Source organism: Streptomyces sp. C1-1, assembly GCF_050214755.1.
In the GTDB taxonomy this organism is placed as follows: Bacteria; Actinomycetota; Actinomycetes; order Streptomycetales; family Streptomycetaceae; genus Streptomyces.
Genome location: NZ_CP189826.1, coordinates 5,166,282 through 5,184,069, shown reverse-complemented (window position 1 = coordinate 5,184,069; position 17,788 = coordinate 5,166,282). Strand labels below are relative to the sequence as shown.

Annotated in this window: 18 protein-coding genes; 11 read left to right on the top strand and 7 right to left on the bottom strand. The window is 69.6% G+C overall.

What is annotated here, in order from left to right; genetic code table 11:
* Positions 1-307: 307 nt before the first annotated feature.
* The 3 genes from ACQF4J_RS23660 (at position 308) to ACQF4J_RS23650 (ending at position 3,758) form a co-directional block, all read left to right on the top strand.
* Positions 308-1,420, top strand: a complete 1,113-nt coding sequence (locus ACQF4J_RS23660; RefSeq protein WP_351563355.1) for a LacI family DNA-binding transcriptional regulator — start codon at positions 308-310, stop codon at positions 1,418-1,420.
* A 200-nt stretch (positions 1,421-1,620) separates the two neighbouring features.
* On the top strand, positions 1,621-2,697 hold the full coding sequence (locus ACQF4J_RS23655) for a metallophosphoesterase (protein WP_351563353.1): 1,077 nt from the start codon (positions 1,621-1,623) through the stop codon (positions 2,695-2,697).
* A 191-nt stretch (positions 2,698-2,888) separates the two neighbouring features.
* Positions 2,889-3,758: a hypothetical protein gene (locus ACQF4J_RS23650; protein ID WP_351563351.1), complete on the top strand. Its 870-nt coding sequence runs from the start codon at positions 2,889-2,891 to the stop codon at positions 3,756-3,758.
* Positions 3,759-4,017: 259 nt separating this feature from the next.
* On the opposite strand, the gene thiC is transcribed toward ACQF4J_RS23650, so the two are convergent.
* Entirely contained in the window at positions 4,018-5,826 is a 1,809-nt protein-coding gene (gene thiC / locus ACQF4J_RS23645; protein ID WP_351802262.1) for a phosphomethylpyrimidine synthase ThiC, read from the bottom strand.
* Positions 5,827-6,079: 253 nt separating this feature from the next.
* Here thiC and ACQF4J_RS23640 point away from each other — a divergent pair, with 253 nt between their 5' ends.
* Positions 6,080-7,606 (top strand): YibE/F family protein, encoded by a 1,527-nt coding sequence (locus ACQF4J_RS23640; protein WP_351802264.1) that lies wholly within the window; start codon positions 6,080-6,082, stop codon positions 7,604-7,606.
* A 190-nt stretch (positions 7,607-7,796) separates the two neighbouring features.
* Here ACQF4J_RS23640 and ACQF4J_RS23635 read toward each other — a convergent pair whose 3' ends face one another.
* The 4 genes from ACQF4J_RS23635 to ACQF4J_RS23620 all read right to left on the bottom strand — a co-directional run bounded on the left by ACQF4J_RS23635 (position 7,797) and on the right by ACQF4J_RS23620 (position 10,186).
* Positions 7,797-8,234, bottom strand: a complete 438-nt coding sequence (locus tag ACQF4J_RS23635) for an SsgA family sporulation/cell division regulator (protein WP_351563341.1) — start codon at positions 8,232-8,234, stop codon at positions 7,797-7,799.
* 98 nt (positions 8,235-8,332) lie between these two features.
* Positions 8,333-9,103, bottom strand: coding sequence for an IclR family transcriptional regulator (locus ACQF4J_RS23630; protein WP_351563339.1), 771 nt, complete (start codon positions 9,101-9,103; stop codon positions 8,333-8,335).
* Between the two features lie 373 nt (positions 9,104-9,476).
* Positions 9,477-9,689, bottom strand: a complete 213-nt coding sequence (locus ACQF4J_RS23625) for a DUF5326 family protein (protein WP_351563337.1) — start codon at positions 9,687-9,689, stop codon at positions 9,477-9,479.
* Positions 9,690-9,868: 179 nt separating this feature from the next.
* The gene (locus ACQF4J_RS23620; protein WP_351563335.1) at positions 9,869-10,186 is read right to left on the bottom strand and encodes a cupin domain-containing protein; all 318 of its coding nucleotides are present in this window, start codon (positions 10,184-10,186) and stop codon (positions 9,869-9,871) included.
* Between the two features lie 59 nt (positions 10,187-10,245).
* Here ACQF4J_RS23620 and ACQF4J_RS23615 point away from each other — a divergent pair, with 59 nt between their 5' ends.
* From ACQF4J_RS23615 to ACQF4J_RS23595, 5 genes are all read left to right on the top strand, one after another.
* Complete coding sequence (locus ACQF4J_RS23615; protein WP_351563333.1) at positions 10,246-10,623, top strand: phage holin family protein; 378 nt, start codon at positions 10,246-10,248, stop codon at positions 10,621-10,623.
* A gap of 7 nt (positions 10,624-10,630) precedes the next feature.
* Entirely contained in the window at positions 10,631-11,122 is a 492-nt protein-coding gene (locus tag ACQF4J_RS23610) for a low molecular weight protein-tyrosine-phosphatase (protein ID WP_351563331.1), read from the top strand.
* The gene (locus tag ACQF4J_RS23605) at positions 11,119-12,270 is read left to right on the top strand and encodes a cystathionine gamma-lyase (RefSeq protein WP_351563329.1); all 1,152 of its coding nucleotides are present in this window, start codon (positions 11,119-11,121) and stop codon (positions 12,268-12,270) included. Before ACQF4J_RS23610 ends, ACQF4J_RS23605 begins: the two co-directional genes overlap by 4 nt.
* Before the next feature lie 256 nt (positions 12,271-12,526).
* Positions 12,527-13,432 (top strand): LysR family transcriptional regulator, encoded by a 906-nt coding sequence (locus ACQF4J_RS23600; protein ID WP_351802268.1) that lies wholly within the window; start codon positions 12,527-12,529, stop codon positions 13,430-13,432.
* A 99-nt stretch (positions 13,433-13,531) separates the two neighbouring features.
* Entirely contained in the window at positions 13,532-14,014 is a 483-nt protein-coding gene (locus ACQF4J_RS23595; RefSeq protein WP_351563325.1) for an NUDIX hydrolase, read from the top strand.
* A gap of 19 nt (positions 14,015-14,033) precedes the next feature.
* On the opposite strand, the gene ACQF4J_RS23590 is transcribed toward ACQF4J_RS23595, so the two are convergent.
* Positions 14,034-14,666: an HAD family hydrolase gene (locus ACQF4J_RS23590; RefSeq protein ID WP_351563323.1), complete on the bottom strand. Its 633-nt coding sequence runs from the start codon at positions 14,664-14,666 to the stop codon at positions 14,034-14,036.
* Positions 14,667-14,887: 221 nt separating this feature from the next.
* Between ACQF4J_RS23590 and ACQF4J_RS23585 the strand changes: the two genes are divergently transcribed.
* Complete coding sequence (locus tag ACQF4J_RS23585; RefSeq protein ID WP_351563321.1) at positions 14,888-15,754, top strand: GNAT family N-acetyltransferase; 867 nt, start codon at positions 14,888-14,890, stop codon at positions 15,752-15,754.
* A 30-nt stretch (positions 15,755-15,784) separates the two neighbouring features.
* Positions 15,785-16,237, top strand: a complete 453-nt coding sequence (locus ACQF4J_RS23580; RefSeq protein WP_351563319.1) for a GNAT family N-acetyltransferase — start codon at positions 15,785-15,787, stop codon at positions 16,235-16,237.
* 126 nt (positions 16,238-16,363) lie between these two features.
* On the opposite strand, the gene ACQF4J_RS23575 is transcribed toward ACQF4J_RS23580, so the two are convergent.
* The gene (locus ACQF4J_RS23575) at positions 16,364-17,749 is read right to left on the bottom strand and encodes a serine hydrolase domain-containing protein (protein ID WP_351563317.1); all 1,386 of its coding nucleotides are present in this window, start codon (positions 17,747-17,749) and stop codon (positions 16,364-16,366) included.
* Positions 17,750-17,788 lie beyond the last annotated feature (39 nt).

The following is a 17,788-nucleotide window of genomic DNA, read 5'->3' as shown; positions in this document are numbered from 1 at the left end:
TCCCACACGCATCACGGGCAACAGCGCACGAAGGCAGACGAATCCAGGGGGCGCGGCCACATATATCTACGCGCCGGTGGCTCACGCCCTGGCGCGCATCACCCGTGCAGGTGAGTTGAGACCTCTTCGAAACATCGGGAACTTGGCAGGCACATGCGTGCCGACAAGTCACGTAATGCCATTGGATCGTTCAACTGTCTTGCATTCAAAGGCAGTTGGCGTCAATTGACCTTGCAGAAACGTGCCTGTCAACGCGTGCATATGCGTCCGCCCTACCCCACCGCATGAGCCCTACTATCGGCTCGCCATGACAGCAGCAGGGAAGCACCAGGTGAGCCGCGCGGAAACCTCACGTCGAGGCAGCCGGCCGGGCCGGGCGGGCATCAGAGACGTCGCCGCCGCCGCCGGAGTCTCCATCACAACCGTCTCCGATGCCCTGAACGGCAAGGGCAGGCTCCCGGACGCCACCCGACGCCACGTCCGCGAGGTCGCCGACCGGCTGGGGTATCGCCCCTCGGCCGCGGCCCGCACGCTCCGTACCGGCAAGTCGGGCCTCATCGGCCTGACCGTGACGACGTACGGGGATGAACCTTTCACCTTCACCGAGTTCGCGTACTTCGCCGAGATGGCTCGGGCCGCCACCTCCGCCGCGCTCGCCCGCGGCTACGCGCTGGTGATCCTCCCGGCGACCTCGCGCCACGACGTGTGGTCGAACGTCGCCCTGGACGGCACGGTCGTCATCGACCCCTCCGACCAGGACCCGGTGGTCAGCGAACTGGTCCGGCAGGGTTTACCGGTGGTCTCCGACGGCCGCCCGGCCGGCGCCCTGCCGGTCACCGCGTGGGTCGACAACGACCACGAGGCCGCCGTACTGGGCATCCTCGACCACCTGGCCGACGCCGGAGCCCGCCGCATCGGGCTGCTGACGGGGACGTCGACGGACACGTACACCCACCTGTCGACCACGGCGTACCTGCGCTGGTGCGAGCGCGTCGGCCAGGACCCGGTGTACGAGGCCTACCCGGCGCACGACCCGTGCGCGGGAGCCGTCGCCGCCGACCGGCTGCTGGCCCGCCCGGACCGCCCGGACGCCGTCTACGGCCTGTTCGACCCCAACGGCACCGATCTGCTCGCCGCCGCCCGTCGTAACGGCCTGCGCGTACCGGACGACCTGCTTCTGGTCTGCTGCAGCGAGTCCGGGGTGTACGCCAACACCGAGCCGCCCATCACCACACTCTCACTGAAGCCGCGCCGGATCGGCACGGCGGTGGTGCAGCTGCTCATCGACGCGATCGAGGGGGTCGAATCGGACCAACCGGTCGAGCAGGTGATACCGACGGAACTGATCGTGCGCACCTCGTCGCAGCGGCGTGCCCCGCGTACGACGGTCAGCCCGCCGCGGTCGCCCGAAGAGGAGTGAAACAAGCGCTGTCAGCAGCGGTCGAAGCCCTGCCCAATCGGGGCGAAAGCCGCGGTGAACTGGACTCTTGCGCCGATTCACCACCCCTGGGTCATCACATGGCGCGATCCGCATTCCTATGATGGGCCCACGACACCGCGGGCCGCTGCGACCAGGCAGTCCGAAGCGGTGCAGATGCGGCGCGATGGTGGAGGGGTCTGATGACTCAGGGGGCCGGTCAGGGACCCGAGACGGAGCGGACGGCGACGTTGCGCGACTTCCGGGTGCCTGCGTACGTCCACGAGACCGGTCCGTACGGCCACAGCACGCACCCCGGCGACGTCGTACCGCCCCACGAGGAGACGTATCCCGAGGGCTACACACCGACCGAGCGCGACCTGCCCGTCATCAACCGCGGTGACACACTCCAGGTGCCCGTGGACCCCGCGTCCCAGGCCGTACCGCAGCCGACGGACGGCGTGGGTCCGCTCTACGTCGTCGGCGACGTCCACGGCTACCTGGACGAACTGGTGGCCGCGCTCCAGGAGCAGGGGCTGATCGACGCGGGCGGCAACTGGTGCGCCGGCACCGCCAGGCTGTGGTTCCTCGGTGACTTCACCGACCGCGGGCCCGACGGGATCGGCGTCATCGAGCTCGTGATGCGGCTGTCCGCCGAGGCCGCGGCGGCCGGCGGCTACTGCAAGGCGCTCATGGGCAACCACGAGCTGCTGCTGCTCGGTGCCAAGCGGTTCGGCGACACCCCCGTCAACTCCGGCGCGGGCACCGCCACCTTCCAGGCGGCGTGGCTGCTCAACGGCGGCCAGAAGACCGACATGGACCGCCTTCAGGACCACCACCTGCAGTGGATGGCCCGCCTCGACGCCGTCGAGGAGGTCGACGGCTATCTGCTCCTGCACTCCGACACCACCGCCTACCTCGACTACGGCGACTCGATCGAGGCGGTCAACGACACGATCCGCGAGACCCTCACCCGCAACGACGCCGACGAGTGCTGGGACCTGTTCCGCAAGTTCACCAAGCGCTTCTCCTTCCGCGACGAAGGCGGTGCGGACGCCGCACGCTCCCTGCTGGATACGTACGGCGGCACCCGTGTCGTTCACGGTCACAGCCCGATCCCCTATCTCCTGGGCGAGGTCGGCTCCGAGGAGGGCGAGGACGACACCGGACCCGTGGTCGAGGGACCGCACGTCTACGCGGAAGGCCTGGCCATCGCGATGGACGGCGGAGTGACCATGGCCGGAAAGCTGCTGGTCCGGCAACTTCCGCTGGATGACTGAACGTTCACCGGGCAGGCGCCCCCACGGAGGAACCGCGACAAACGGCGCAGGCCAGGGCCCAATTTCCGGAAACCCCCTGTCGACGCGTGCCGTCCCGGCTCTACCATCGGCTTATCCGTAGCAGGCTCCCCTCCGTTTCTGCCCGACGGCTCGTTGGCATGCGAGCCCCAAGCCCTACGGAGCATCGGGGGATGCACATGAACAGCGTTCCGCAGCACCTGCTGAGCGAGGACCGCCAGGAGTACGAGCGGGTCCTCGATGAGGCGCTGCGCTCCGCCCCACACCGCCCGGAACTGGCCGCTGTGGGACAGCGGCTGAACACCGAACAGCTGCGCACCATGGCGCTGAACGCCACCGCACTCATCACGGTGGCCGCGGCGACCGAGTACCAGCACTACGTGAAGGTTCGCGAGGAACTGCGCCAGCCGGCGTCGTCCACCCCGTCGTCCACCCGCGCGTCGGGCTCCACGGAGCCGGGCCCGGACGCGATCGGGCTCGCTGCCACCCTCGGCGAGGCCGCTGAACCCGCCGGCGCGGGCGCCGTCGCCGTCGCCGCCGTCCTCACACCCGTCCTCGCCGGAACGGCCGCGGTGATATTCTTGCTCGTCGGATACGTCATCCGGTCGGTCGCACCCAAACAGATGTTCGGCAAGACCATGATCACCGCTGGTTGGGTGTTCGGCGCGATGACCGCGGCCGCCATCCTCGTGGCCGCGGTGGGCCTGCTCCTGACCGCGCTGCGCAACCGTCCGGCACTCGAAGCCGGACCGTACGGAGAACTGAGCGGAGAGGTCGCACGCGCCAAGGACGCCTGGCGCGAGGCGCTGCTGGAGCGCGGGATCCTGCCGTTCCTGCGGGAGGCCCTCGCCGACCCCGGCGCGGCGGCCGCCCTGAACAGCACGACGCCCTCGGCGCCGACGAGCCGCATCCCGCACCTCGGCTACGACCGACCGGGCTTCAGCAGCCCGGACGACGGACCGGCCCGCGGCCACCGGCCGAGCTTCACGAGCCCGGACTACACCAGCCCGGACTTCGGAGGCCCGGAACACCAGCCGGAGTGACCCTCGGCTTGCGCCCTCCACCACGGAAAGGCCCCCTCCGGGGGAGCGCAAGCCGAACCCCCGCACCGCAACACGGCCGGCGACGGGCGGACGGAGGCTCCTCCGATCCGAGCCATGAAGTCCCGGGCACGGGTGAATACTTCGCCTCCGACGACACCTCGGAGATGCGTCGGCGGCTGCCTTGGCCGGCGAGGCTCCACCTCGCCGCGGAGCAGGACGGCCCACGCCTCGGGCGTGAGGCACGGGCCGCCCCGCGGCGCTACGGCTGTTCGGCGATCGGCAGGTACACCCGGTTCCCGGCCGCGGCGAACTCCTTCGACTTCTGGGCCATGCCCTCCTCGACCTCCTCCCGGGTGCCGCCGTGCTCGCGGCGGATGTCCTGGGAGATCTTCATCGAGCAGAACTTCGGCCCGCACATCGAGCAGAAGTGGGCGGTCTTGGCCGGCTCCGCCGGGAGGGTCTCGTCGTGGAACTCCCGTGCCGTGTCCGGGTCCAGGGCGAGGTTGAACTGGTCCTCCCACCGGAACTCGAAGCGGGCGTCGGACAGGGCGTCGTCCCACTCCTGGGCGCCCGGATGGCCCTTGGCGAGGTCGGCCGCGTGGGCAGCGATCTTGTAGGTGATGACGCCGGTCTTGACGTCGTCGCGGTTGGGCAGGCCCAGGTGTTCCTTGGGGGTGACGTAGCAGAGCATGGCCGTGCCCCACCAGGCGATCATCGCCGCACCGATGCCGGAGGTGATGTGGTCGTACGCCGGGGCGATGTCCGTGGTCAGCGGGCCGAGCGTATAGAACGGAGCCTCATCGCAGATCTCCTGCTGAAGGTCGATGTTCTCCTTGATCTTGTGCATCGGGACGTGCCCCGGGCCCTCGATCATGGTCTGCACGTTGAAACGCTTGGCGATCTTGTTGAGTTCCCCGAGCGTGCGCAACTCCGCGAACTGGGCCTCGTCGTTGGCGTCCGCGATCGAGCCGGGCCTGAGGCCGTCGCCGAGCGAGTACGTGACGTCGTAGGCGGCGAGGATCTCGCAGAGCTCCTCGAAGTTCTCGTAGAGGAACGACTCCTTGTGGTGCGCGAGGCACCACGCGGCCATGATCGAACCGCCGCGCGAGACGATGCCGGTCTTGCGGTTGGCGGTGAGCGGGACGTACGGGAGGCGGACGCCCGCGTGGACCGTCATGTAGTCCACGCCCTGCTCGGCCTGTTCGATGACCGTGTCCTTGTAGATCTCCCAGGTCAGCTCCTCGGCGCGGCCGTCCACCTTCTCCAGGGCCTGGTAGAGCGGCACCGTGCCGATGGGGACGGGGGAGTTGCGCAGCACCCACTCACGGGTGGTGTGGATGTTGCGGCCGGTGGAGAGGTCCATGACCGTGTCGGCGCCCCAGCGGGTCGCCCACGTCATCTTCTCGACCTCCTCCTCGATGGAGGACGTCACCGCCGAGTTGCCGATGTTGGCGTTGACCTTCACCAGGAAACGCTTGCCGATGATCATCGGCTCGATCTCCGGGTGGTTGACGTTGGCGGGCAGTACGGCCCTGCCGGCCGCGATCTCCTCGCGGACGACCTCCGGGGAGACGTTCTCCCGGACGGCCACGTATTCCATCTCAGGGGTGATCTCGCCCCGGCGCGCATAGGCGAGTTGAGTGACCGCCTCACCGCCGCGACCGCGACGGGGAAGGCGCGGCCGTCCAGGGAAGACCGCGTCGAGGTTGCGCAGTCCGCCGCGCGGCGCGGTGTGCTTGACCCCGTCGTCCTCGGGACGGACGGGACGGCCCGCGTACTCCTCGGTGTCACCGCGGGAGATGATCCAGTTCTCCCGGAGCGGGGGCAGCCCCCTGCGGACATCGGTGTCGACGAGTGGATCGGTGTACGGGCCAGATGTGTCGTACAGGGTGACCGACTGCCCGTTGGTGAGGTGCACCTGACGGACCGGCACTCGCAGATCGGGGCGCGAACCCTCGACGTATGCCTTGTGCCAGCCGATGGACTTCCCGGCCTCCTGGGACTGTTCGCCCGGAACGGGCTGCTCGTCCTTGCTGGAGGCAGGCGTGCGTACGTCCTTGTTGGTCATGAGACCTACTCCCTACGCCGGCATTACCCGGTAACAGGTTCGGCGGTCGACGCAGCGGTTTCCGTCTGCCGACGTTTCGTGGGGAACATCACTCGAGTTCGGTGATGTTCCACGTGAAACATCGCTGGGACGGAGGTCAGCGCCCTCTCAGCCCGGTGCTCCGAGCTCCCGCGTGTGCAAAGGTGCCTCCACGCTAGCGTCATTTCTGGCGCGGTGAACAGGGGGCCTCTGTCGTTCTTGCGATGATCGGTCGGTGACCACCACACAGCAGCCCTCGTATCCGCCGGAGCAGCCCCGCCGGCCCGGCTCCGTAAGCGGCGACGGCCACGGTCCCCACGGGGGCCATGAGCGCGGGCACGGGCACGAGTACGACGGCCACGGGCCGGGACGTGGGCACGGGTACGAGCACGAAGGGCATGGGCACGGGGACGTGTCCGGTGGCCATGAGCCCGTCGGCCAGGGGCACGGCTCCGGTGGCGGTCACGGGCACAGTCACAGCCATGGCCCGGCGGCTCCCGTCTCCCGGCATCTACGGAAGGTCATCGGGGCGATCCTCATCCCCTTCGCGGCAGCCGTGGTGGTCGGGCTCGCGGTGCTGTGGCCCGGCGGTGCCCCGGCGCACGAGCGGACCGGAGTGGGCTTCGACCGGCAGACGCAACAGGCGACGGTCACCAAGGTCGTCGATGTCAGCTGCAAGTCGGTCAACGCCTCCGGCGGGGGCTCGACCGGCGCCGCCTCAACCGCCGGTGGCTCCTCCGCCCAGCAGCAGAACAAGGACACCACCTGCAAGAAGGCCACCGTCCGCGTCGACACCGGCCACGACAAGGGCCGTACGTTCGTCGAGATCGTGCAGCCGGACCAGTCCCGGCAACTGCACCAGGGCGAGAAGGTCGTGGTCGCCTACGAGCCCTCGGCGCCGAAGAACCTGCAGTACTCGGTGGCCGACGTCAACCGGCGCTTCCCGATGGCCCTGTTGGCCGGCATCTTCGCCGTCGCCGTGGTGGTCGTCGGGCGCCTGCGGGGCGTCATGGCGCTGGTCGCGCTCGCCATCAGCTTCCTGATCCTGAACTTCTTCATCCTGCCCGCGATCCTGCAGGGCTCGAACCCGCTGGTCGTGGCGGTCGTCGGGTCGAGCGCCATCATGCTGATCGCCCTCTACATGTGCCACGGCCTGTCCGCCCGTACCTCCGTGGCCGTGCTCGGCACCCTGATCTCCCTGGTGCTGATCGGGGTCCTCGGCTCGCTGTTCATCGGCTGGGCGGCGCTGACCGGCAACACCGACGACAACACCGGTCTGATCCACGGTCTGTACCCGTCGATCGACATGAGCGGTCTGTTGCTCGCAGGCGTCATCATCGGCTCGCTCGGGGTGCTCGACGACGTCACCGTCACCCAGACCTCGGCCGTCTGGGAGCTGCACGAGGCAAACCCGGCCACGGGCTGGCGCGGGCTGTACCGGGCCGGCATCCGCATCGGCCGCGACCACATCGCGTCCGTCGTCAACACCCTCGTCCTCGCCTACGCGGGCGCCGCGCTGCCGTTGCTGCTGCTCTTCTCCATCGCGCAGAGCGGTGTGGGGACGGTCGCCAACAGCGAACTGGTGGCCGAGGAGATCGTGCGCACGCTGGTGGGCTCGATCGGCCTGGTCGCGTCGGTGCCGGTCACCACGTTGCTGGCCGCGCTGGTGGTCTCGGCCGACCGGCCGACGGCCGCCGCCACGGCGACAGCGCCGTCTTCGGCTCCTGCGCGCTCGGGGAAGGGACGGCGCCGCAAGCACTGAGCCCGGAGGCGCTGCAAGCACTGAGCCCGGAGGGGCCGCAAGCACTGAGCCCGGCGGCGCTGCAACACTGAGCCCGGAAGCGCTGCAAGCACTGAACCCGGGACAGCTCCCACCTCCCGCGAGAGAAGCGTTCCTGCGTCTTCCGTGCCCCGCGCCGATGGTTTCCGCCGTCTCCGCGGCCGTGCCGTTCTCAGCCCGCGCTCTGCTCCTCCGCCAGGATCCGGTCCAGCGCCTCCTCGAGGTGGGCGTCGAAGTCGGCGAGCGCACCCTCCTGGCCCAGCGGCACGAGCTTGTCGGTGCGGTCGAGGAAGGCGATGAGCGGGGCGGTGGACGAACGGAACAGCGCCTGGTCGCGGCCGACCTGAAGCCGGATCAGGACATCACCCAGCGACTCCGGTTCGACGGGCGAGACGCGCACGTCCCCGTCCCCGGACGGCCTGCCGACCCCGTCGATCAGCAACTCCCGGCCGAAAGCCCAGGTGACCGGGTCGTCTCCCGGGAGATGGAAGGTCAGCCGCACGGCGTAGGGATCACAGGACTCGTAACGCAGCTCCACCGGGATACGGAAAGAGAGCTCCTCGGAGACGAGGAAGCTCATCATGACCTCTGCCTGTACCGACTCACGCATCGCCTACCCCGTCATTTATGGCCGTCTGGCTGGGAATCATCACCTGACACAGGTGAAATATTGCTGAAAGTACACAACAGATCACAAGGAGTGAGTTTTCACATACTGATAGAGATCGAGAGAGACCCCAGCAGTCGCCCGATCTCGCTCTGCAGCTGCCGCGCCACCGACAGCAGACGGTCGGCCTGATGGCACGGCAGGGAGATGGCCATCGTGGCGGCCGTCGTCCCCAAAGTGATGGGGATGGCCGCACAGACCGTCCCCAGCGCGTACTCCTGACGCTCCGTCACCGCCTCCATCCGCTGGGTCCGCTCGAGCCGCCGCAACAGGGCGCGGTCGTCGGGCACCGTGTACGGGGTGACGGGCTGCACGGGGTGGCGCTGAAGGTGATCGCGGCGGCCCTCCTCGTCCAGCTGGGACAGCAGGCACTGACCGATCGCGTGGGCGTGCCCGGTCTCACGGAAGTCAGCCCATTCCTCGACCGCCGGATTGCCCGGAGTGTCGGAGACGCACCTGATCTCGATCTCGCCGTCCTGGTACACGGCGTAGTACACGGGAACGCCGATCGCGTCGCGAAAGCCGGCTAGCGCGTCCACGATCGTGCTGCGACGTTTCTGCCGGGCTCCGCTGCTGCCGAGCCGCTCGGCCGCCTCGCCAAGGAAGAACAGGCCCTTGTCTCTGCGCAGATAGCCCTCGTGCACCAGGGTCCGCAGCAGGTGGTACGCCGTCGGCAGCGCCAGGCCGGTCTCGCGGGCGAGCTGCTTGGCGGGGGCTCCGTGCGCGTGTCCCGCGACGCATTCCAGCAGTCTCATCGCGCGCTGGACGGAACCGATGAGGGTCGCGGCCTGCGGCTGTGCGACAGGGGGCATGGCGTGCGACGCGCTCGGTGCCGCGGTGGGGGCGCGTGACGGCGCCTGAGCCCCGGTCGCGCGTTCCTGCGTGCCGGGGCCGGGCTGTTCCGGAGGACGGAGGCACGGGCGGGCGAGGGACGCCGGGGGCGGTGGCGTGTGGGGGGAGGTGAGTGCGGTGTCTACGGTGGCCAAGGGTCACTCCCGAAGCACAGGGGGGCGGCCCGTGCTGTGGGGTAACACGGGGAGGGGTGCGCCGCTCACTGGGTCGTTCCCGCGACGAGTTCCGGACTCTAACCGCCCGCCACCGCTTGCGGACGGTCTGCCCGGGAAACTTCCCTCCCCCGAGGGAACCGGTGATTTCCGTTACCGGTCACCGGTCTCCCACGGCACCTCACCAGTCGCTGCGCGACGAGGAACTCGACATGAACTTCCGTACGACGTAGATCAGTCCACCGACGAGCGCCACGAAGACCAGCGCCTTGAACAGCAGCCCGATGACGAAGCCGACGACCGTGGCGATCAGGCCGCCGAACACGACCAGTGCGATGACCGGCACCGCGATCCACTTCACCCACCAGGGCAGTCCCGAGAAGATCTCTCCCATTGCTCTCGTCCTTGTCTCTCCGCCCGTCGCCTGTGCCGGGTCCGTCGATGACCCGGGGCTCTATGCCGGATCCTTCTTCTGTCCTGCCATCGATGCTAGGGCCGTGAGGGGGCCCGGCGGGGGCCTCGCATCCCTTGTCCTCCCCTGATCGAACCCCTAGGGAACCCCGAGGCCGCGGCTCAGCTTTCCGGCGGAGAGAACACCACGAGCACCCTGAGGTCCTCGCTGATGTGGTGGAACTTGTGGGCGACGCCGGCCGGCACGTAGATCACGCTGCCGCGTGCCACCTGGGTCGTCTCCAGACCGACGGTGATGGCGGCGCGGCCACTCACAACGAAGTAGACCTCGTCCTGGTTGTGCGGCTTCTGTGGATCATGCTCGCCGGCGTCGAGCGCGTACAGGCCGACGGACATGTTCTGTTCCCGCAGAAACTGCAGGTAGGCGCCGTCGTTGGCGGCGCGTTCCGCCTCCAGTTCGTCCAGCCGGAATGCCTTCATCTCCGTTGCCGTCCTCGTCCCGATACTCGTAGCCGATCTGGTCTGCAACGATCAGACACATGAAGAATTTCGTAGTCAAGACGATCGCCAACGCGGGCGCCCTGGCGGTCGCGGTGTGGCTGCTGGACAAGATCACCCTGACCGGTGACAGCACCGGCAAGAAGGTCTGGACGCTGCTCCTCGTCGCCCTGGTCTTCGGTCTGGTGAACTGGCTGGTCAAGCCGATCGTGAAGTTGCTGTCCCTCCCGTTCGTCATCCTGACGCTCGGCCTGTTCACGCTCGTCGTCAACGCCCTGATGCTGCTGCTGACCTCGTGGCTGGCCGGCAAGCTCGACCTGAGCTTCCACGTCGAGGGCTTCTGGACCGCGGTCCTCGGCGGCCTGATCATCTCGATCGTCTCCTGGGCGCTGCACGTCGTTCTGCCCGACGAGGACTGAGCGGACGATGACCTACCACGTCTGCTTCGTCTGCACCGGCAACATCTGCCGCTCCCCGATGGCCGAGTCCGTCTTCCGCGCCCGCGTGCAGGAGGCCGGGTTGGACGCTCTGGTCGAGGTGGACAGCGCGGGCACCGGCGGCTGGCACGAGGGCGACGGAGCCGACCCGCGCACCGTCTCCGTCCTGCGGGAGAACGGCTACGACGGCGCCCACGTCGCCCGGCAGTTCCAGCCCTCGTGGTTCTCCCGCCTGGACCTTGTCATCGCCCTCGACGCCGGCCATCTCAGGGCCCTGCGCCGTCTCGCGCCGACTCCGGAGGACGCGGCGAAGGTGCGGCTGCTGCGTTCGTACGATCCCACCGCAGGCGACGACCTGGACGTGCCCGACCCGTACTACGGGGGCATGGAAGGCTTCGAGGAGTGCCTTGGGATGGTGGAGGCGGCGAGCGAGGGTCTCCTCGCCGCGGTACGTGAGCAGGTGGAGGGACGAGCGGCATGAGTGGTTCCGCAACGGGCAGGCCTTCGGGCGACGGTGACGGCACGCGCGCGGTGCGGGCGGGACTTCCCGAGACCGTCAAGAACGAGCCGACCCTGCCCGGGCCGGTGTTCGCCGCCCACTTCCACCTGCCGGGCGACGTCAGCGGCCCGTACACCTACGGCCGCGACGACAACCCCACCTGGACGCTGCTGGAGCGCGCCATCGGCGAACTGGAGGCACCCGGCCGGGCGGACGTGGAGACGCTCACCTTCGCCTCGGGCATGGCCGCCATCTCGGCGGTGCTGTTCTCCCAGGTGAGCGCCGGGGACACCGTCGTACTGCCCACCGACGGCTACCAGGTGCTGCCCATGGTCCGCGCCCAGCTGGAGGCGTACGGCGTCGAGGTGCGTACCGCCCCGACGGCGAACGACGCCCAGCTCGACGTCCTCGACGGCGCGAAGCTGCTGTGGATCGAGACGCCGTCCAACCCCGGACTCGACGTGTGCGACATCCGGCGCCTCACCGAGGCGGCACACGCGCGTGGCGCGCTCGTAGCCGTCGACAACACCCTCGCGACGCCCCTGGGGCAGCGTCCGCTGGAGCTGGGCGCCGACTTCGCCGTGGCCAGCGGCACCAAGCAGCTCACGGGGCACGGGGACGTCCTGCTCGGGTACGTCGTCGGACGCGACGCCGAGGCCATGGCGGCCGTACGCCGCTGGCGCAAGATCGTCGGCGCGATCCCGGGGCCGATGGAGGCGTGGCTCGCCCATCGTTCGATCGCCACGCTCCAGCTGCGGGTCGACCGGCAGTGCGCGACAGCCCTGACGCTCGCCGAGGTGCTGCGGGAGCGGCCCGAGATCAGCGGGCTCCGCTATCCGGGGCTGCCCGACGACCCCTCGCACAAGGTCGCCGCCGAGCAGATGCGCCGCTATGGGTGCGTCATCTCCTTCACTCTGCCCACACGCGCGCGTGCCGAGCGTTTCCTGGAGGCGCTGCGACTCGTGGACGACGCGACGAGCTTCGGCGGCGTGCGATCGACGGCCGAACGGCGCCGGCGCTGGGGCGGCGACCCGGTGCCGGAGGGCTTCATCCGCTTCTCGGTCGGCGCCGAAGACCCCGAGGACCTGGTGGCGGATGTGCTGCGGGCCCTGGAGGAGTCCGCCGGGTGACCGCCTTACGGACCGGCCGGACGATCGCCTCACGGGCGCCGCACAGGCGCCCGCCCACCACGCATGACGGGCGGTCCGAGCCTCCCCCCTCGTGGCTCGGACCGCCCTCGGTTCCGCGCGCGAAGAACCGCGCGAACAAGGCTAGTTGACTCTCTGTCAGTGTCCAATCACAGTAGCGACAGAGACCTATCGACTTATTTATAGTTGGGCCCTGCCCGGGGGCCGGACAAAGGGCAGGGAAAGGGGAGGGCGGACCATGGATCTGGCCTTGCTGCGCACGTTCGTCACGGTGCACCGGGCCGGCTCCTTCACCCGCGCCGCCGCCCTGCTCGGCCTGTCACAGCCGGCCGTGACCTCCCAGATACGCACACTGGAACGGCAGTTGGGCCGCCCCTTGTTCCTGCGACAGGCCCGCGGAGTGACCCCGACGACCATCGGGGACGAGCTCGCGCACAAGGCCGCCCCGCACCTCGACGCCCTCGTGGAGATCGCGGAGACGGGCCTCGACGACGAGTCCTCCTTACGGACCCTGCATCTCGCCGGTCCCCCCGAGTTCACCGCCGAGCGCGCGCTGCCCGCCCTCACCGAGCTGACCGGCGAGGACGGCCAGGGTTTCGCACTGCGTGCCTCCTTCGGGAACGCCGAGGAGACCCTGGAAGGGCTAGCCGCCGGGCATCACGATCTGGCCATCAGTACGGCCCGTCCGCGCGGCGCCCTCCTCACGGCGACTCCGCTCTGCGACGAGGAGCACGTCCTGGTCGCGTCCGCGGCGCGGGCCGAGAAGATCGGCCGCTGGAAGCCCCACCACAAAGGCGCACCCACCCTGGAAGACGTCCCCGTGATCGAGGTGCACGAGTCGCTGCCCTTCGTCTCGCGCTACTGGGCCTCCGTCTTCGACGCGCGCCCGGCCGCACCGGGGACCGTCATCGTCCCCGACCTGCGGGCCGTCCTCGCGTGTGCCGTCGCGGGCGCCGGTCTCGCGGTACTGCCCCGCTATCTCTGCGCGAACGCTCTGGAGCGAGGACAGGTCGTGGCCCTGCACGATCCGGCCGTGCCGCCACTGCGGACGTACTTCCTCGTGGTCCGTACCGGCACGCTCGCGATGCCACACATCGCACGCGCTCACGAATGGCTGCTGGGGGCAGCGAATGACTGGTGCTGACCTGCGATGTTCACCGGTCGGGGCGACGGTCACCCGGCGAGCTCGGCCGGTGACGACATGCGATGTTTCACGTGGAACCATCCGGGCCACATTCCCCCCATGACCGTCCGACCCGTGGTCAAGCGCACCGCCCGTGCCGTTCTGCTGGACGGCGACGCCCTGATCCTCATCAAGCGCACGAAGCCCGGCGTAGATCCCTACTGGGTCACTCCCGGTGGCGGCGTCGAGCCCTCAGACACGACCGTCGTCGACGCCCTGCACCGCGAGGTGTACGAGGAGCTCGGCGCGAAGATCACCGACGTGGTGCCCTGTTTCGTCGACACCGTCGAGCACATCGGCGAGGACGGCGGCGCGACCGGTGTGAAGGTGCAGCACTTCTTCGTCTGCCGTCTGGAGTCCATGGACCCGAACCTGCGGCACGGCCCCGAGGTCGACGAGCCCGCCGGCGAGTACGAGATCGTCCGCGTGCCGTTCACCCGGGTCGGCATCGCCTCCGTCCATCTCGTACCGCTGTCGCTGCGGCACTATCTGGACGGCAACATCGAGGGCGTGCGCGCCATGCACGCACCGGACCTGGGCTGAGCGGGCGCCGACCGGCCGGCTACCGGTCATGGCGCACCAGTTCATACGCCTCCCACAGATCGCCGCCCAGGTAGGAGTGGGTCGCGAGACCCGACAGATGGCTGTCCGCGTTGACGGCCACGGAGACCGGCACCGCTCCGAACAGGTCCCTGTCGGACAGGGAATCCCCATAGGCGACGCAGTCGGCTCGCGTCACTCCGAACTCCGCGCACAGCCGGTCGGCGATCTCGACCTTGGCCGCCGCGCTGAGTACCCCGGTCGGGTCCACCGGTTCGGTGAACGGCACAGCGGGAAAGCGCGACCCGTATGCGGCATGGGCACCCCAGCCGAGGAGCTTCTCCACGAAGAACGAGGGTGAAAGCGACACGACGGCGCAGTACCCGCCCTGCTGTCGGATCTCCGCCCAGACCTCCCGGATCCGCTCCAGCCACGGGGCCCCGTCGAAAGCCGCCGTCACATGGGCCTCGGTCAGTCCGGACCAGAGAGCGTGGACCTGGGCCGCGTACTCCGGTGGCCCTATCAGCCCCGCCGAGATCGCCTCGTCGAGCGCCAAGGCCTCGGCTTCCAGTCCCAGCTGCCGTGAGATCTCCACAGGCGACGTCGTGCCGTGCAGCAACGTGCCGTCCAGGTCGAAGAGATGAAGTCTCGCCATGAGGCAGGAGGCTAATCGCCGGGTGGCGCATCGCCGATGACCGAACCCCGATTCCGCCGAGCCGCCGAGCCCCGAGCGCCGATCCGCCGATCCAGGGTTTCACGTGAAACGAACAGCAGCTGTCGGCGTCCTGTGCAGTTGACCACGACATGGCCAAAAGCTCGCTCGTCCCACCGGAAAGAGGTGGACGGCGAGGGTGGCGGTCGGACAGCCTGACCTGCGTGCCGACGTCTTCCCTCACCGCCCTGCCCATCCGCCGTCTGACGCTCCGCGATCTCACCGCCTGCGCCGACCTGTCCGAGGACCGGGGGTGGCCACGCGAGGAGCACAAGTGGGGCCTCCTCCTCACGGCCGGGAAGGGGTACGGCATCGACGACCCCGACGGCGGCCTCGTCACTGCCTGCGTCGTCACCGACTACGGACGTCCGGACCGCCCCGACCTCGCGGCCATCGGCATGGTGCTGGTCGCCGAACGGCACGCCCGCCAGGGGGTCGGACGGCATCTGATGCGGCACATCGTCTCGACGACGGGCACCACCCCGCTCACCCTGCACGCGACGCCGAACGGCCGTCCGCTGTACGAGGAGCTCGGCTTCAAGGTGACGGGCCGCGCCGAAATGCTGCGTGGACGGTTCGTTCCCGACGGGACCGAACCCGACACCGTCACCCGCGCCGCGACCGCGGAGGACCTCACGGCCGTTCTCCGGCTGGACGAGGAGGTCTTCGGCAGCGACCGCACCCACGTCATCGCCCGACTCCCCGCCTTCGCCGACCATCTGCGGGTCGCCGAGGAGAACGGCCGGCTCATCGGATACGCGGCCGTGTGGCCCAACATGGACACCCATGTCGTCGGTCCGCTGATCGCCCGCGACACGGCGACGGCGAAGGCACTCATCACCTCTCTCGCGGCTCTCACCGACCGCCCCCTGCGGACCGACATCGACGTACGGCACGAAGAGCTGCTGGCCTGGGCGAAGGAACGAGGGCTGGCCTCCGTCGCCTTCAACTCGGTCATGACCCACCGGATCCCGGAACTCCCCGGTGACTGGACCAGGCGCTTCGCGCCGCTGACGGTCGCGGCGGGCTGAGGTCTCCCGCGCCGGCATAGGGTGCCTGCCATGGGAGATCTTGAGATACGGCCCGCCACGGCCGACGACGTCCCCGAGATCGTCGCGATGCTCGCCGACGACCCGCTCGGTGCCCAGCGCGAGTCACCGGACGATCTCGCTCCCTACCTCGCGGCGCTGGAACGGCTCACGGCGGATCCGAACCAGCATCTGGTCGTCGCCGTCCGCGAGCGCCGTGTCGTCGGCACGCTTCAGCTGACGATCGTCCCCGGCCTCTCCCGGCGCGGCGCGACCCGGTCGATCATCGAAGCCGTCCGCATCCACGCGGACGAGCGGGGCAGCGGTCTGGGCACGCAGCTCATCGAGTGGGCGATCGACGCATCCCGTCGGGAGGGCTGCCAGTTGGTGCAGCTGACCTCCGACAACACCCGGGCCGACGCCCACCGGTTCTACGAGCGGCTCGGCTTCACGGCCTCACACGTGGGCTTCAAGCTCCCCCTGTGAGGCCGAGCGGCGAAGAGACGGCACGCGCCGGGAGGAGGCCCTGGAGAAGGCCCTGTTCCACGTGAAACAGGGCACCCGCACCACCCTGTTCCACGTGGAACAGGGCACCTGCACCGCGTCGGCGCGCTAACCGATCCCCCGCCATCCGTCCGGGTCCACTCCACCCGGCACGGAAGCCTCCTCGTCGTACGGCTGACGGGTGAACACGAAGGAGCCGAGGTCCAGATGGCTCACGGTCCCGTCCGGCCGTCGTACGGCCTTCAGGGGCTCTCCGGCGTAGTAGCCCTCCAGTCCGGTCCAGGTGCCGTCGCCGTTCGGCCGGAAGCGAGAGCTGCGGCCCGCGCCGGACAGCGGCTCCAGTGAGACCAGTCCGTCGGAGGTCACCCGCAGGGCGAAACCGTACGTGCCCCAGTACCACTGGCCCGCCAACTCCAGTACGCCCGGGTCGACTTCGCGCAACGGTCGCCACGGCTCGGGGATGCGCGGTTCCGCCTCGGCGACGATGCGCACGAGATCGGCCCCCACGGTGGACAGCGGCGGACCGGACGTGCAGTTGGCCAGCACGACGGCCGCGACGTCGTCCTCGACGGCGATGGTGAGATTCGCCAGGAAGCCCGGCAGCGAGCCGGAGTGACCCACGAGCAGCCGGCCGTGCCGCCGCTGGATCTGCATCCCGAGGCCGTACGACGTCCCGTCCATGACGTCCGCGGCCTCCGCCGGAGCCGCGGGCGTCCGCATCTCCCGCACGCTCTCGGCGCTCAGCACCCGGTCGTCCCCCTGTGTAAGGAACACCGCGAACTTCGCCAAGTCACCCGTGGTGGACCACAGTTGGCCGGCCGCCGCCATGCGTCCCAGGTCCTCGCTGGGCTCGGGCAACATGACGTCGGCCCAGGGGTGCACCGCCCAGCCGCCCGCGTGGGGTGCCCGGGGGTCGGCGCTCGTGCGGTCCAGACCCAGGGGTTCCAGCACTTCGCGCCGGAGCACGTCGTCCCAAGGTGCCCCGCGCAGCTTCTCGACCAGTGCCCCGAGCAGGGTGTAGCCGGGGTTGGAGTAGTGGAAGCGGCGGCCCACCGGATGCGGCGGCGGGCCTTCGCCCAGGACGTCGGCGAGTTCCGGCCGCAGGGACCCCGGTGTGCGCTCCCACCAGGGCCCGGGCGACTCGGCCGCCAGCCCGCCCGTGTGGGCCAGGAGATCGGCGACGGTCGCCTCCCCCGCGCCGGTACCGGGCAGATGCTTCTCCAGCCGATCACCGAGGTCGAGAAGCCCCTCGTCGCGCAGGCGCAGCACCAGAACGGCGGTGAAGGTCTTGGTGATCGAGCCGATGCGGTACTGCACGTTCTCGTCCGGCCCGTGCCCGTCCACCGACGTCCGCGCACCGTGCCACACCGCCCGCCCGCTCCGCACCACCGTCGCCACGAGCGACGGCGCGCGTCCCTCGGCCTGGGCCACGGAGATACGGTGCAGCAGCGCCCTGCGCGTACTGGGGAGCAGCTCTTCCTGGGGTGTCGTCATGACCCCAGTCCATCCCGCGGGACGCCTGGTAGTCGAGTT

Excerpts from the sequence above, each read along its gene's own strand:
- ACQF4J_RS23650 (WP_351563351.1), top strand. The coding sequence starts at position 2,889 with ATGCACATGAACAGCGTTCCGCAGCACCTGCTGAGCGAGGACCGCCAG.
- ACQF4J_RS23625 (WP_351563337.1), bottom strand. The coding sequence starts at position 9,689 with ATGGGAGAGATCTTCTCGGGACTGCCCTGGTGGGTGAAGTGGATCGCG.
- ACQF4J_RS23595 (WP_351563325.1), top strand. The coding sequence starts at position 13,532 with ATGACCGTCCGACCCGTGGTCAAGCGCACCGCCCGTGCCGTTCTGCTG.
- ACQF4J_RS23590 (WP_351563323.1), bottom strand. The coding sequence starts at position 14,666 with ATGGCGAGACTTCATCTCTTCGACCTGGACGGCACGTTGCTGCACGGC.
- ACQF4J_RS23615 (WP_351563333.1), top strand. The coding sequence starts at position 10,246 with ATGAAGAATTTCGTAGTCAAGACGATCGCCAACGCGGGCGCCCTGGCG.
- ACQF4J_RS23655 (WP_351563353.1), top strand. The coding sequence starts at position 1,621 with ATGACTCAGGGGGCCGGTCAGGGACCCGAGACGGAGCGGACGGCGACG.
- ACQF4J_RS23575 (WP_351563317.1), bottom strand. The coding sequence starts at position 17,749 with ATGACGACACCCCAGGAAGAGCTGCTCCCCAGTACGCGCAGGGCGCTG.
- thiC (WP_351802262.1), bottom strand. The coding sequence starts at position 5,826 with ATGACCAACAAGGACGTACGCACGCCTGCCTCCAGCAAGGACGAGCAG.
- ACQF4J_RS23580 (WP_351563319.1), top strand. The coding sequence starts at position 15,785 with ATGGGAGATCTTGAGATACGGCCCGCCACGGCCGACGACGTCCCCGAG.
- ACQF4J_RS23635 (WP_351563341.1), bottom strand. The coding sequence starts at position 8,234 with ATGCGTGAGTCGGTACAGGCAGAGGTCATGATGAGCTTCCTCGTCTCC.
- ACQF4J_RS23610 (WP_351563331.1), top strand. The coding sequence starts at position 10,631 with ATGACCTACCACGTCTGCTTCGTCTGCACCGGCAACATCTGCCGCTCC.
- ACQF4J_RS23620 (WP_351563335.1), bottom strand. The coding sequence starts at position 10,186 with ATGAAGGCATTCCGGCTGGACGAACTGGAGGCGGAACGCGCCGCCAAC.
- ACQF4J_RS23660 (WP_351563355.1), top strand. The coding sequence starts at position 308 with ATGACAGCAGCAGGGAAGCACCAGGTGAGCCGCGCGGAAACCTCACGT.
- ACQF4J_RS23630 (WP_351563339.1), bottom strand. The coding sequence starts at position 9,103 with ATGCCCCCTGTCGCACAGCCGCAGGCCGCGACCCTCATCGGTTCCGTC.
- ACQF4J_RS23605 (WP_351563329.1), top strand. The coding sequence starts at position 11,119 with ATGAGTGGTTCCGCAACGGGCAGGCCTTCGGGCGACGGTGACGGCACG.
- ACQF4J_RS23600 (WP_351802268.1), top strand. The coding sequence starts at position 12,527 with ATGGATCTGGCCTTGCTGCGCACGTTCGTCACGGTGCACCGGGCCGGC.